Annotated in this window: 15 protein-coding genes; 4 read left to right on the top strand and 11 right to left on the bottom strand. The window is 36.1% G+C overall.

What is annotated here, in order from left to right:
• Positions 1-57 precede the first annotated feature (57 nt).
• A complete protein-coding gene (locus LLF28_02110) occupies positions 58-249 on the bottom strand; it encodes a hypothetical protein (protein ID MCE5194240.1) in 192 nt (63 codons plus the stop codon).
• Positions 250-361: 112 nt separating this feature from the next.
• Between LLF28_02110 and LLF28_02105 the strand changes: the two genes are divergently transcribed.
• Together LLF28_02105 and LLF28_02100 are read left to right on the top strand one after the other, a co-directional pair.
• Positions 362-1,018 (top strand): HAD-IA family hydrolase, encoded by a 657-nt coding sequence (locus LLF28_02105; protein MCE5194239.1) that lies wholly within the window; start codon positions 362-364, stop codon positions 1,016-1,018.
• A 23-nt stretch (positions 1,019-1,041) separates the two neighbouring features.
• Positions 1,042-1,794, top strand: coding sequence for a tRNA1(Val) (adenine(37)-N6)-methyltransferase (locus tag LLF28_02100; GenBank protein MCE5194238.1), 753 nt, complete (start codon positions 1,042-1,044; stop codon positions 1,792-1,794).
• A 4-nt stretch (positions 1,795-1,798) separates the two neighbouring features.
• On the opposite strand, the gene LLF28_02095 is transcribed toward LLF28_02100, so the two are convergent.
• The 3 genes from LLF28_02095 to LLF28_02085 form a co-directional block, all read right to left on the bottom strand.
• The gene (locus tag LLF28_02095) at positions 1,799-2,473 is read right to left on the bottom strand and encodes a TVP38/TMEM64 family protein (protein MCE5194237.1); all 675 of its coding nucleotides are present in this window, start codon (positions 2,471-2,473) and stop codon (positions 1,799-1,801) included.
• A gap of 100 nt (positions 2,474-2,573) precedes the next feature.
• Positions 2,574-3,332 (bottom strand): slipin family protein, encoded by a 759-nt coding sequence (locus LLF28_02090; GenBank protein MCE5194236.1) that lies wholly within the window; start codon positions 3,330-3,332, stop codon positions 2,574-2,576.
• Positions 3,333-3,350: 18 nt separating this feature from the next.
• A complete protein-coding gene (locus LLF28_02085) occupies positions 3,351-4,604 on the bottom strand; it encodes a nodulation protein NfeD (protein ID MCE5194235.1) in 1,254 nt (417 codons plus the stop codon).
• 77 nt (positions 4,605-4,681) lie between these two features.
• Between LLF28_02085 and LLF28_02080 the strand changes: the two genes are divergently transcribed.
• Positions 4,682-5,224: a macro domain-containing protein gene (locus LLF28_02080; GenBank protein ID MCE5194234.1), complete on the top strand. Its 543-nt coding sequence runs from the start codon at positions 4,682-4,684 to the stop codon at positions 5,222-5,224.
• Positions 5,225-5,266: 42 nt separating this feature from the next.
• On the opposite strand, the gene LLF28_02075 is transcribed toward LLF28_02080, so the two are convergent.
• Genes LLF28_02075 through LLF28_02045 form a run of 7 tightly spaced genes read right to left on the bottom strand, consistent with a single transcriptional unit; the run spans position 5,267 to position 12,935 of the window.
• On the bottom strand, positions 5,267-6,085 hold the full coding sequence (locus tag LLF28_02075; protein ID MCE5194233.1) for a YaiO family outer membrane beta-barrel protein: 819 nt from the start codon (positions 6,083-6,085) through the stop codon (positions 5,267-5,269).
• Positions 6,069-7,274, bottom strand: a complete 1,206-nt coding sequence (wecB, locus tag LLF28_02070) for a UDP-N-acetylglucosamine 2-epimerase (non-hydrolyzing) (protein ID MCE5194232.1) — start codon at positions 7,272-7,274, stop codon at positions 6,069-6,071. The genes LLF28_02075 and wecB overlap by 17 nt, the downstream gene beginning before the upstream one ends.
• Positions 7,271-8,167: a hypothetical protein gene (locus LLF28_02065; protein ID MCE5194231.1), complete on the bottom strand. Its 897-nt coding sequence runs from the start codon at positions 8,165-8,167 to the stop codon at positions 7,271-7,273. Before LLF28_02065 ends, wecB begins: the two co-directional genes overlap by 4 nt.
• On the bottom strand, positions 8,136-9,965 hold the full coding sequence (locus tag LLF28_02060) for a hypothetical protein (GenBank protein MCE5194230.1): 1,830 nt from the start codon (positions 9,963-9,965) through the stop codon (positions 8,136-8,138). The genes LLF28_02065 and LLF28_02060 overlap by 32 nt, the downstream gene beginning before the upstream one ends.
• Positions 9,962-10,960, bottom strand: a complete 999-nt coding sequence (locus LLF28_02055) for a hypothetical protein (protein ID MCE5194229.1) — start codon at positions 10,958-10,960, stop codon at positions 9,962-9,964. Before LLF28_02055 ends, LLF28_02060 begins: the two co-directional genes overlap by 4 nt.
• Positions 10,960-12,273, bottom strand: coding sequence for a glycosyltransferase family 2 protein (locus LLF28_02050; GenBank protein MCE5194228.1), 1,314 nt, complete (start codon positions 12,271-12,273; stop codon positions 10,960-10,962). Before LLF28_02050 ends, LLF28_02055 begins: the two co-directional genes overlap by 1 nt.
• Positions 12,255-12,935: a hypothetical protein gene (locus LLF28_02045; GenBank protein MCE5194227.1), complete on the bottom strand. Its 681-nt coding sequence runs from the start codon at positions 12,933-12,935 to the stop codon at positions 12,255-12,257. The genes LLF28_02050 and LLF28_02045 overlap by 19 nt, the downstream gene beginning before the upstream one ends.
• Positions 12,936-13,172: 237 nt before the next feature.
• Here LLF28_02045 and LLF28_02040 point away from each other — a divergent pair, with 237 nt between their 5' ends.
• Positions 13,173-13,520: a molybdenum cofactor biosynthesis protein MoaE gene (locus LLF28_02040; protein MCE5194226.1), complete on the top strand. Its 348-nt coding sequence runs from the start codon at positions 13,173-13,175 to the stop codon at positions 13,518-13,520.
• Positions 13,521-13,603: the final 83 nt, after the last annotated feature.

The raw sequence follows: 13,603 nt of genomic DNA, 5'->3' as shown, positions 1-13,603 counted from the left end.
AAATGCAATTTCAGGGATGGTTATTTTCTAACCACCCCTGAAATATTAAAGACAAGCTTATTTCTTTGCTGGTGCTACTGGAGCTGCTGGTGCCTTCTCTGGTGCTGCTGGAGCCTTCTCTGGAGCTGCTGGTGCTGCTACTGGTGCTTCTGGTGCCTTTGGCTGCTCAGCCTTTTTGCAACCTGATACTACAAGTGCAAATGCTACGATAAGCACTAGTGAAAGTATTATTGCCATTGTTTTCTTCATTCAATTCACCTCCTTTGATTTTAGTGTAAAAACTGATTGATATTATTAGCACAAGCATCAAATATTGTCAAGATTTTATGCATCCGCTATAATTAGGCATCAGTTAGCTTATATGTCTATGAAAAACCTTAAGAAAACAAAGCTTATCATCTTTGATCTCGACGGCACTCTTGCTGATTCAAGCATGGATATTACAAATGCTCTAAATTTCTCCTTAGAGCATTTTAATTATAAACCCCTAACCAAAGATGATGTCGTAAAGCTGGTTGGCGATGGACTGACAAGGTTAGTTGAAAAAATATTGGGAGATAAAAATGCCGTATTAAAAAAAGATGTTCTTGACAGGTTTTTAAACTACTATTCGAAGCACCTTTCTGATAATACAAAGCTTTATCCGGGAATAATAACAATCCTGGAACAACTTGATTCCTACAAAAAGGCAGTCATATCAAACAAAATGGAATTTCTTTCAAAAAGACTTCTCGAGCAGCTTAATATTATCCATTTTTTCGATATAGTAATAGGCAGTGACAGTGTATCAGAAAAGAAGCCTTCTCCATTACCAATAAAAAAAGTGCTCGAGACTCTGGATGTCAAGCCTGATGAGGCGGTAATTGTAGGAGACAGCGACATTGATATTCAAGCAGGGAAAAGAGCCGGGATAAAAACTATTGCAGTGACATATGGATATAGAAGCAGGAATTTATTAAAAAACGCTGATTTTATTATTGATGATATCAGAGAGTTATCAAAACTATTAGAACACTAAAAATAACATATTGATTTAAAAACATGGAACTGACACTTGACACAATAGCAAATATCAAACTTTATCAACATAAAAAAGGTTATAGGTTTTCTGTTGATGCACTTATCCTATACTCATTTGTAAATTTATTACGGTCTGAAAAAATTGTTGACCTAGGGGCTGGGTCAGGAATTATAGGAATATTATTGGCAAAAAAATTCCTCAATTCTGAAATAACACTTATAGAGCTGCAAGAAAAACTTTCAAAGCTTGCACAGAAAAACATTAAACTAAACGAGCTTGATAAAAGAGTTGAGATTTTAAACTTTGATATTAAAAAAATTTCATCATCTAGTTCTGAACATGATGACAATATGTTAGTTAATGCCAATTCTTATGACCTTGTCGTATCAAATCCGCCTTTCAGGCGAACCCAAACAGGATTCATAAGCCCTGTTGATGAAAAGGCTGTTGCAAGGCATGAACTGATGTTGAAAATAGATGATCTTGCTGATGCTGCCCGTTATCTCCTGAAAAATAAAGGCAGATTTTGCATTATATATCATCCGTCTCGATTACTTGAGCTCATAGATATTCTAAGGAAAAAACAGCTTGAACCAAAAAGACTTTGTCTTGTTTACTCAAATCAGGAAAGTGAAGCCAAGATGGTTCTTGTTGAGGCAGTAAAAAATGGACGCCCTGAAATAAAAATAGAAAAACCTCTTTATCTTTATAAAAAAAATGGAGAGTATACAGAACAGATGCAAAAACTATATAAAACAGGAAACTGTGAATAGAAACTTACTTTCCGTCTTTTTCTTTAGTGGAAGTACGGTGCAGTCTTTTGAAAATATATTCCAGTTTTTGCCTATAAACCATTGCCAGAAAGATAAGAATAATTGCGATCCCTATAAGGATCGAAAAACTGTAATATTCTTTACGCTGAATGTAATCCCCTCCTAGTGTGAGTAGAACTGTTCCTGCAAACCTCCCCACTGTGCTTATGATTAAAAATTCTTTTGCAGTAAGGTGTCCAAGGCCAAGGATATAGCAGAGAGAATCTTTAGGAAAACCAGGGATCAAGAAAAGCAGGAAAACAAGAAAAGCTCCTTTATGATGCAATAGATAATCATACTTCTCCATAGTCTCTTTTTTTACAAATTTTTCTATAAATGGATGCCCGAAATATCGAGTAAGGGAAAAGGCCACAAATGAACCTATGGTCAGACCGATTGTAGAAAACAATATGCCGCCTAATATCCCATATGCATAACCGCCGATAAAACCTGTCACCTCTCCTGGAATAGGAGCAGCAATAACCTGTATAGATTGTAGTGCGATGAAACCAAGAAATGAAAATGGACCGAGAGAATTAAGAAATTCAGCTATGCGTTCTCTGCTGAGAAAAAACGCAACTAGACCTGATTTATAAAGTATAAATATTGACCCTGCAACAATTAATACAAGCAGGGCCATTTTGAACCAAGTTCTATTTTTAAAAGTTGTTATTATCCAACTCCTTTTCGTTGTGAATCTCTGACAAAACACAGTCCTGTCTCACAGAGTCGTACCGACTTTATTTCCCCATCTTATCAATAAATGGTTTTATTAAATCTATCGGCACAGGGAATATTATAGTAGAGTTTTTTTCTGTTGCAATCTCAGTCAGTGTCTGGAGAAATCTAAGCTGCAGAGCTCCGCTTTCAGTTGCAATAATCTTTGCTGCATCTGCAAGTCTCTGCGATGCCTGAAATTCTCCCTCTGCGTGTATGACCTTTGCCCTTCTTTCACGCTCAGCCTCTGCCTGTTTTGCAATCGCCCTTTGCATCTCTACAGGAAGGTCAACATTCTTTACTTCAACTGCAGTAACCTTTACCCCCCAAGGCTCTGTCTGCTGGTCTATCACCTTCTGAAGTTCAGCATTGATGTCCTCTCTTTTTGCCAAGAGGTCATCAAGCTGGCTCTGGCCGAGAATACTTCTTAAGCTGGTCTGCGCCATCTGTGAGGTTGCATAATAAAAGTCCTCCACAGCTGTTATCGCCCTTATAGGGTCTATGACTCTGAAATATACAACGGCATTAACCTTCACCGAGATGTTATCCCTCGTAATTACATCCTGCGCAGGGACATCAAAGGCAATGGTCCTGAGACTCACCCTTACAAGCTTATCGATTACAGGAAAAATAAGGACAAGACCCGGCCCTTTAACAGGGATGATCCTTCCAAGCCTGAATACAACGCCTCTTTCATATTCCCTCAGAACTTTGATTGCACTTGAAAGAAAATAAATTATAAAAAATAACGCGAAAATCGTTCCCAAACCTAAAGAACCCATGTTTTCCTCCTGTTTAAATTAAGATTTCCTTACTTTTAATTTTAAACCTGATACATTCTCAACAATTACTTTTTCGCCTTTTAGTATGTCTGGATCAGAATGTGCTGACCAGATTTCTCCATTTACCAATACCATGCCTCCGCTTTTTGTTATATCTGTATTGGCAATGCCTTCTAAGCCGATAAGACCCTCAGCTCCTGTAATAGGTCTTATCCTGTATGCCTTGTATGCAAGTCGAAACACCATTATAAAGAAAAATGCTGTTACAAGCACTGCTGGCAGGACAAGGAGAATCGAGAGCCTCATAAAAGGTTCAGGAGAATCAAAAAGCATTAGAGAACCGAAGATCATCGACACTATTCCTCCAATAGTAAGCGCTCCATGAGAAACTATCTTAACCTCAAGAACAAAGAGTATTATGGCCAAAACAATAAGCAGTAATCCGGCATAATTAACAGGCAGCATCTGGAATGCGTAAAAAGCAAGTATCAGACATATACCGCCAACAACACCAGGAAAGACTGCACCCGGACTTGTAAGCTCAAAAAACAGACCGTAAAATCCTAAAAGCATGAGAATGTATGCAACACTGGGATCAGTTATAACATTCAATATCCTATGCCTGAATCCCATTTCACCCTTCACAATTCCTGAGTTGGCAGTATGAAGTGTTTTATCTCCCATAATGGTTTTAACTTTTTTGCCGTCTATTTCAGAAAGCAGTGATTTTATATCCTTACTTACCAAATCAATGACATTTTCTTTCAAAGCCTCTTGTTCAGTTGCAGATATACTTTTTCTTACAGCATCTTCAGCCCACTTTGAATTTCTTCCTGTTCTTTCTGCAAGCGACTTTACATAAGCTGCAGCGTCATTCGTTGCTTTTTGAGCCATTGTCTTGTCCATTTTTTCACCAACTCCAACAGGATGCGCAGCGCCGATGTTAGTTCCAGGAGACATTGCCGCTACATGTGCTGCAAGAGTTATGAATACTCCTGCTGAAGCAGCTCTTGCTCCGCTTGGAGAAACATAGACAACAACAGGGACTTCACTTGCAATAATGTCTTTAACGATCGTCCGCATTGATGTATCAAGGCCGCCAGGTGTGTCGAGCTGGATTATAAGAGCTTGATATTTTTGTTTGTTAGCCTCTTTTATACTCTTGCTTATATATTCAGCTGATGAAGGGTTAACTACTCCGTTGACAGTAATGACCATAACATAATTTTTAGGCGTTTCAGAAAAAACAAAAAAAGGCAGAAATAAAACCAAGAAAAAAACTATGCTGATTAGTTTACTGATGTTTTTTAACATGATAAAATTATAGCATAAAGCTTTGCGATATATTCATGAAACTGATAACTGAAAAGACTATTCAAAACCGTACATTAAGAATCGTTCAAGGTGATATTACAGAACGAAAAGTCGATGCTATTGTCAATGCGGCTAACTCTTATCTTCAACACGGAGGCGGCGTTGCAGGAGCAATAGTCAGAGAAGGCGGAGCAGTAATTCAGGAAGAAAGCGACAAGATCGGCTATACGCCTGTAGGCACATCAGTGATAACAAATGCAGGCAGACTCCATGCAAAATTTGTCATACATACAGTTGGACCAATTATAGGCGAAGGCAATGAAGACAACAAACTGGGGAATGCTGTGCTTAGTGCGCTTAAACTTGCATCTGAAAACAACCTTAAAAGCATCTCTATGCCTGCAATAAGCTCAGGCATATTCGGGTTTCCAAAGGACAGATGTGCAAAAATATTGGTCAGAGAATCTGCAAATTATTTTAAAGATAACCCTAAAACTTCGCTGGAGGTTATTGAATTCTGCGTCTTTGATGAAAGAACAATGGAATTTTTTAAAAAAGAGCTTGAGAGTTTAGATTAAAAATCCGAGTATTTTTTATGGTTCAAGTAAAAATTATCCCCGTTAAAATTCTTTGAATACACCCAACGAAAAACCATATTTTTTATAACCGTCCTGAAGCTTGAAAAAACTTACATCACCCATTACACCATAATCCTTGCCTATCCAAGTTTTATTTCTTAATCCTACTCTTAAGGCATTTTGATCAACCTTTTCCGGGCTTTCTAAATTGGTTGCATTATAAGCCTGATTGCCAAACGAAACGTCAAGATATGTCCACTGCCATTTCTCCCTTCCATACCCCGCACTTATCAGATGAGAATAAGAAATAACATTTCCAGGGCTGCTGTCGTTTCTGAAAATTCTGTATTCCCATACCCAATCTTCAGGGTAGTATAATGCAACTCCTGTTGATAAGATTAGGTCTCTATGATCGCCGAAATACTGCAAATAGCTTATGCCTGCTATCCATACAATATTTTTTTCAGGACCTAATTTGAAATTAAAATCATGGTCTATTCTGAATTTCGGCAGATATTCTGAATTAGTTCCAGCAGAAACTGCAGAATAGGTATAAAGTCTTTCAAGCCAGTCTTTATAAGCGCCGACGGTTCCCGTAAATCCGTTTCCTTCTTTTCTCCAGAAAGTTCCTCCCTGAATAAAATATGTCAGGTCACTAGAAGGCGTTCTGTAAAATGCAAGGGAAAGCCCTTTCCACTCTCCATAAGTTTCATTAGGGTTCAGATATTCATAAGAAAAAACTGCTTCTATTCGGTTTTTCTTTTCCTGATCTGCATCTTCCGCATGAATAATACATGGGAAAAACACAAAAAATACAGCGGCTAAAACAATTGTTTTTTTCAGTTCATTCTTTAAATTCATCTACTTTTCCTTTTACATTTAGTATCTGTTCCGATGAGGCAGGGTAATTTTTTATAAAACTTTTCACTTCATCCAGCAGGAGAAAATCCAGAATCCTTTTCGAAGCCTTTCCGTCTCCAAATGGATTAGATTTCTTCGAAATATTACTATAAAATTCTTTATCTTCATATAAAGAAGTAAATATATTCACTGTTTTGTCTATATTGCATGCTGTAAGAAAACCTATGCCTTTTTCAACAACTTCTTGTCTTTCTGTTGATTCTCTCAGAATTATCAAAGGCCTATGAAATGTAGGCGCTTCTTCCTGTATGCCTCCTGAATCAGTCATTATTATATGAGAATTTTCCATTAAATAAATCAAAGTTTGATATGAAAATGATTCAGACAATATTATATTATCTGAATTTCCTGAGATTTCATCCAACACTATCTTTCTTATATCAGGGTTTTTATGAAGAGACCACAAGAAAAATGCATCTTTATACTTGTCCGCAAGCTGTTTCACTGCCCTGCATATATTTCTCAGCGGTTCTCCAATGTTTTCTCTTCTATGTGATGTAATCAGTATTAGTTTTTTAGAATGGATTTTCTTTTCTATTCCTTGATTAGTCTTTGCAAGCTCTTCAAAAACCGTCTTTTCATTAATATTTTTCTTTGTATAAAGCAAAGAATCAACCACAGTATTCCCTGAAATAAATATTTTGTCTTTTTTTATGCCTTCTGCAATTAGGTTCTCAGCTGATCTTTTTGTAGGAACAAAATGAAAACATGCAAGGCGCGACACCAAAAGCCGCAGCATCTCTTCAGGAAATGGAGAAAAATTATTGAAAGTTCTTAATCCTGCCTCAACATGCAAAACAGGTTTTTTAAACATAAAGCCCAGAAAAGCTCCTGAATAAGTACTCAGGGTATCTCCCTGAACAATCAAAAGGTCAGGATTTTCCTTATCGATTATACGCTTCATTTTTAAAATAATTTTCTCGTAAACTACCATGAGATCCGGTTTTTTTGGCATACAAGCAAGGTTATAATCCAGTTTTATCCCAAAAAAATTAATTGCCTGATTGGTTAGTTCCAGATGCTGGCCTGAGGACAGAATCTTTACATCAAACTTATCCTTCAGCAGATGAATCACAGATGAAAGTTTTATAGCCTCAGGTCTGGTGCCAAACACAACTAGAATTTTCATTTACTGCTCATTTTCCTCTCTGTAAGCTCGAAAATCAACCTCTGCTCAGAAGAGAAAAGATTCATTTTATTCGAATATTTATCTTTAAACTTTTTCCACATAATTTGCTTTAACTCCTTATTCTCATCCATTAAGTCATAAAGTATCGGGAATATCTGTGACAAAGCATCAGGGTAAAACTTATTATTGTCAGGCACAAAAACCTTCTTGCCTTCTATTGCCCAATAAAAATATTCTTTATCTTCTTTGTATAGATACGACAAAATGCCGTCCTTAATATTCTGTTCGAGTTCGACATAATACGCATTTACACCCCAGCCTATTTCTTTAGACAATTTATTAAATGCTCTTATGCCTGCGTATGCTTCACAATTATCCATCAAATATTTAGTATTTTTACCTGGTAAAGCACGTGTAAGACCATCTTCATCCTGGAGATGAGCTATAACATATGCTATATCTTCAAGTTTTTGTTTGTTCTTAAAAATTATTTCTTTATCCTTAGTCTTTGTAAAATATTCGTAAACCAGAAAAAGAAATGTCCCTGCATAACCATCAGCCGAGTCGTATGATTCTAATGCCCTTTCCCAACCCTTGCAGTATATTTTGTAATCATACATTGTGCCTGTAAGATCAAATTTATCTGAATAATTCGTGTGATTTAAATACCAGGAGATATAATCTCCAATCATCCTGGGTTCTGTGCCTTTTTGAAGAAGGTATATTGACTCGATATTGGCTATATAAGGATTAATATAATTCACATCTTTTTCATCAGGGACAAAATGCCTTGATATTTTTAATGCAGGATGGTTCTTGCAAATATCAATGTCAGCATAAGCTGCAGAAAGCAAATAGAGACTAAATGCCGTCAAAATAAAAAGTTTCTTCATTTTTTTTGTCCTTGACCACTAAATAATAGTAATCTTTATCCTCCTGAATTAATGCTTTTTCTGTTACAGGTTTCTTATAAAGATTTTTAGGAACAGCCAACGTTATTCCTTCAAGATTCTCTTTGTTATACAGATGCGCCGCGAGTCTACCATCCTTTTGTTCAAATATAAATTTTGTATTTAAAAATCTTTTTATAAAGTACGTGAAATAACTCATTGATTTAACCTGAAGTTTATTTTCTTTGTAAAGTTTTTCGATATAATCAATAAAATATTTTGTCCCTTTTTTGTAATCTTCGATATTGTATGGATGCGAATAAACCAGCCTGATGTTTCTGTTTGCGACAATATAATCAACAGTTTCTTTAAACCATTTTTTAATCTCATTTTCAGATTTACCGGCTTTCTTCATCTCATAAAGCGAAGCGTATTTTCCAAAAGGCATGACAGGAAAAGCAAAGACTTTGTCGGAAACCATTTTGTTTGCTATGAATGATCTGTTCGGATGTGAGCCAGTATCTCCTGTAGAGTAGTATGAGATAACGCCAAGTTTATCCAATATTTCGGTTGTTACAGGCTGGGGATGAACACCGTTTGGCGCAGAGTATTCTATGACTTTTTGTTTTGTTACACTCTCAAGACAGTCATTGTTCTTTTTTATGTATTTCGTTATTTCATCCTTTTTAAAGATTCCTTTTTCAATATTATCTGCAAACCAATTGTGCCCCCATCCGCCGTGAGATCCTACAAAACCAAAATCCTTTATCATTAGAATAAATGGCCTGCCTTTTCCGCATGCCTGGAACCCTATTCCGTCTCCGGGCTTATCTCTGAAATCACCCGCAGTTACATGCATAGAATAATCTATGCCTTTTCGGAAATATCCATTATCTATCATATACGGAAGCCATTCCCAATCATCATTAGAGTCAATATGCCAGTTTACGACAAGTCCTCCTTTTCCGTACGGAACATTAAGCAGATGAGGAATCCTTACAACTTTAAATAAAAATGTCCTTAAAATAGCTCTCATAGGGAGATCATCGGTGTTGCTCTTAAGGTGTCCCAATGGAAGATTCACATAAAGAACATTTCCTTTAGCAAAGGGCCTGATTGCAACAGCAGGATATCTTTTACCATCTTTTGAAACCACATAAGCAATCTCGTTGATTTTCTGGTCTTGTTTTATTTCATTTCTCGAAATTGGATATTCTAAGGCGCCGTAACCATAACTGCTCAACGTCAGGTCATTCTCCAGCTTGCCGCGTGGGATTTCTAAAAAATCAGCTTTTTGATAACTATCAAATTTAAGAAATCCTGTTGTGAATGCATCTTTTTTGAGCTGATTATATTGAATATAATTTATTCCTGCGATATCCGAAAAAACCGTATTATCTACAAAGTTTCCTTTTCGGCTTTTTGTGCCCGCATCATATATAATCGCTATACTTCCTCCGCTGGAAAGATATCCATTAATCCATGATGTCATTCCATGTGGAAGGATCTGGGCTGCTCCGTCAGGAAATATTATTACAGGCTTGGTTTTTGCTGTTTCTTCGGCTTTTAACATTATAAGGGAATAAGCGTTTATTTTTTCATAGGAAACACCTTCTTCTTCCAGAACGCTTGAGTATGCTTTCAAAATTGAATTATTGTCCGTTTTATAGGGGCTGTAAACCAAAAGAACCTTCATAGACAAATCTTTTGACAATTTCCAACGCTGATATATTGGCAGCGTACTATACAAAATAATACCAAGAGAAACTACAATTAAAACCATTGTCAAGATTCTTTTCATGTTATTAGCCCTGCTCCCTCAGTCATTATATATCCGTGTATGGTAACATCCTGACCTATCAGAACGCCTTTCTTCCCAATGACTGACTTCATCTTATTATTAGTTCCAATTTCTACATTATTTCTAATTTGTATATGCCCCTGAGAAAAAACATTTCCTTTGATTTGAGAACCTTCTAATATATCTATGCTTTTTTCAGAAAAAAGATTTCCTGAAATCTGAACATTCTTACCGATAATAATATTCCCGTATGCCTTTACGCTCTCTCTGAAAATACAATTGTCTTTAATTAAGAGATCCTGCTTGATGATAATGGTTTTTGCTGTTTCTGTGTTTTCAGGTATTACAGTGCACTTCTCATCATCAACCAAAATCGCATGCCTCTCTTTGTTCGAAACAGACATCCTGCCATTAGATTTTCTGAAAGTAATAACAGGAGAGCCCAAAATACGCTTGAATCTGCAGTTATCGGCAATCCTGAATTCTTTGGAACAGGAAGAGCTTATACCTAAATCACAGCCATTTTCTGCTGTTATTTTCCCCTCAGCATCAAGCCATCTTATTACATTCACATTTTCAGAAAGAGATATATCCCTGTCGCAAGCTATCGCCCTCACAATGCCATTTGCCCCTATCTCCACGCTATCAGCAACGTAAATCTCCTTGTCAAACTTTACGTTATCTTCGGATTCAAGCTTGCCAAGAAAATAAATAATAGTAGAAACTTCTGTGTTTCTTTTTATATTTTCTGAGCTGGATATTTTCACAACTTCATCTTTGGATAATCTTACATCTTTATTCCCTTCCTTAAGGTCTGACAGACTCTCTTTCAGGAGACTTTTAAATGCAGTTCCAAAATATCTTGGGTCTTTCGTATAATCCATTTTTATAAAAAGCGGATCCGAATCTTTTGGTCTGAGCATTTCTATTATCCCAGGGATAAAAGGTATCATAATAAGAATAAAGAATCCTATAAAAATCAGCATTATAGACATTAGACCTTAACCGTTCCGTTCCCGTATCTTTTAGTTTTCTGCCATACGGATCTTCTTTTCGTAAATAAGTCAATTATTGCATCGACAAAACCGAGAGATGTGTACCATATATTGAACAAAAAATTGAAAATAAAAAATGGCAGAAGGCGCACCCTGTAACTTGCGCCGTCAAGCACCGCACCAGTACCGATTTGATAAAATGTCGCAAAATTTCCAAATGTGTTATAAATACCAAGAAATAGAAAAACAATAAGGTTTGAAATAATATTCATTTCTCCCAAAAAAAACAGTATTGCCGCATTGATAAGTCCTGTAAGAAGAACAAATGGAACTGTATAGACAAACATCAATAAAGAACCGTCAAATTTTTCTCTGAAAGACAGACACTTTGATTTAAGTAATGGAATTAGATATTTAAACATTACCTGCGAATGTCCTCTTGACCATCTCCTTATCTGTCTTGCCCTTACACGCCATTCTTCAGGTGATTCTTCGTAACATTCGACTCTGTTCGCATAAACCACCTTCCATCCATTAATAAACAATTTAAATGTGAGTTCTGTATCTTCTGTCAACACATTTGGGTCAAAACTGCCGAGTTCAATTATAAGATCTTTTCTGAACCCTCCGACAGTGCCTCCATACTGAGGGATTAATTTAAGATTATATCTTGCCTGCTGATCAACCTGATAACCTCCTGTTCTTTCCAAATCCAGACATCTTGTCAGAAAATTTTTTCCTGTGTTTATTGGGATAACACGTCCCATAACTGCTCCGACTTCAGGGTCGCTGAATGAAACAGCTATGTCTCGTATAATTCCCTTCGGAGGCAGATAGTCGGCATCAAATATTACAACTATCTCTCCCTTAGCCTCTTTCAACACATCATTCAATGCTGATGGTTTTCCGCGGTCACCTGTATTCCTGTGAAAAGGTTTTATCGTTGAATATTTTTCAGCATATTTATCAAGGATTACCGAAGTCTGATCTGTTGAATGGTCATTTATTGGTATTATTTCAAGCTTCCCGCTTGGATAAACATTTCCGTCCAGAGGAACTATCTCGAGCTTTTCCTTTGGATAATTGACGGTTACAAGCCTATCCAGAATATTTGAAGCCATTTTTTCTTCATTGTGCATTGGAACCAGAACAGAAACCGAGGGGAGCTCTGAATCTATTATGTCCTGATAATAAATCCTCTGTTCTCCAAACATCCTGTTTAAAATAAAAATGTAATGCCTTACAGCATAAATCATCATTATAAAAGCCACAAATATAAAATAGGCTTTCAGGACTAAGACAACCATTTCCATATTCTGAGGTCCTTTCCTATTTTTTTAGCATAATTGCTTATATACAAAGAATACATTCCTACGATATATACAAAGTCCATAAACGGTCCGAAGGCAAAGAAAAGAAGAGGCATAAAGATCAGAGAAAAATCTGCGAGAACATAAATAAATGCTACATATCTTATTAGCCCGAGTATCATTGAATAGATGATTGTCAGAACAACTAACCCTACCTTCGAAAATATTCTAGACGGCAGAGATGAAAGCGCCATGCCCATTATAATCGGGATAAAAATCCATATATTTACTTCAGTCTTTATATATAACTCAGTAAATGCCTCAATGTTATAAGGGAACTGGTCGTAAAAAAATATAAAAAATATCGAAGAAATAAGATTTACTATTGAAGAATATACTATCCATATAACAACAGGAGCTGGAAGTTTTGTTTTTATTATCAAAAAGATACTTAACAACGAAAATAAAAAAAGTGCAGGAGGAAGCAGAGGCTCCGGATATTTCTCAGGCATACTAAGAATATAGATATCCTTAACAAAAGACTTTTCGATTATGTTTATTAAATCTGAAGGAAAATAATCTGAGAGAATGTTTTTTGCAAAATCATTTATAAAAAATGTCACGGAAGGAGTAATGAAATATATTGAAGCAGACAGTACTAGCATTAAAACAACGAAGAGTAAAAAATGCTGTTTTGTATTCGATAACTGTATATGCGCTCTGTGATAAAATATCACAGATTTTTCAGAAGATTTAACTATTTTACACCTCCGTAATAGAGAGAGTTTCACCTCCGTTTTACTGGGTCAGGCGACCTGAATTGAGAGAATACTAGCATATAGAATCACTCAATAACAAGTTAAAAAATAATAGTATAATAGAAAAATTGCAAAGGAGGTTTTATGATTGAACAATGGATTAAAGAAGTGAAACAGAGAGCCAACCCTGAAGAATTGGGAATGATTTTGATACACAATGGGCTTGTCAGGGCAACATCCAAAGAGGGCAGAAAAATAAAAGGGATGGATCTATCATATGACAAAACAAAGCTTGAAACCTTGGTATCAGGATACAATCGCAAGGAAGGTGTAATCGCAATAAGAGCATGGATTAATGAAGGCAGGCTGAATATTGGAGATGACATTATGTATGTACTTGTCGCAGGCCATTTCAGAAAAAATGTTTTACCTGTTTTTGAAGCGCTCATTTCAGGTATTAAGAAAGATGTTGTAACAGAAGATGAATTTTAAAGATTTCCTATTGCAAACCTTTTTTTTTCCTGCTACACTTTTGCAGAATAAGCAGTTCTATAACATTTTTTTAAAAAGGGGGA

The organism is Nitrospiraceae bacterium, from assembly GCA_021373015.1.
Taxonomy (GTDB): Bacteria; Nitrospirota; Thermodesulfovibrionia; order Thermodesulfovibrionales; family UBA1546; genus JAJFTJ01.
This window is presented reverse-complemented; position numbering and strand designations above follow the sequence as displayed.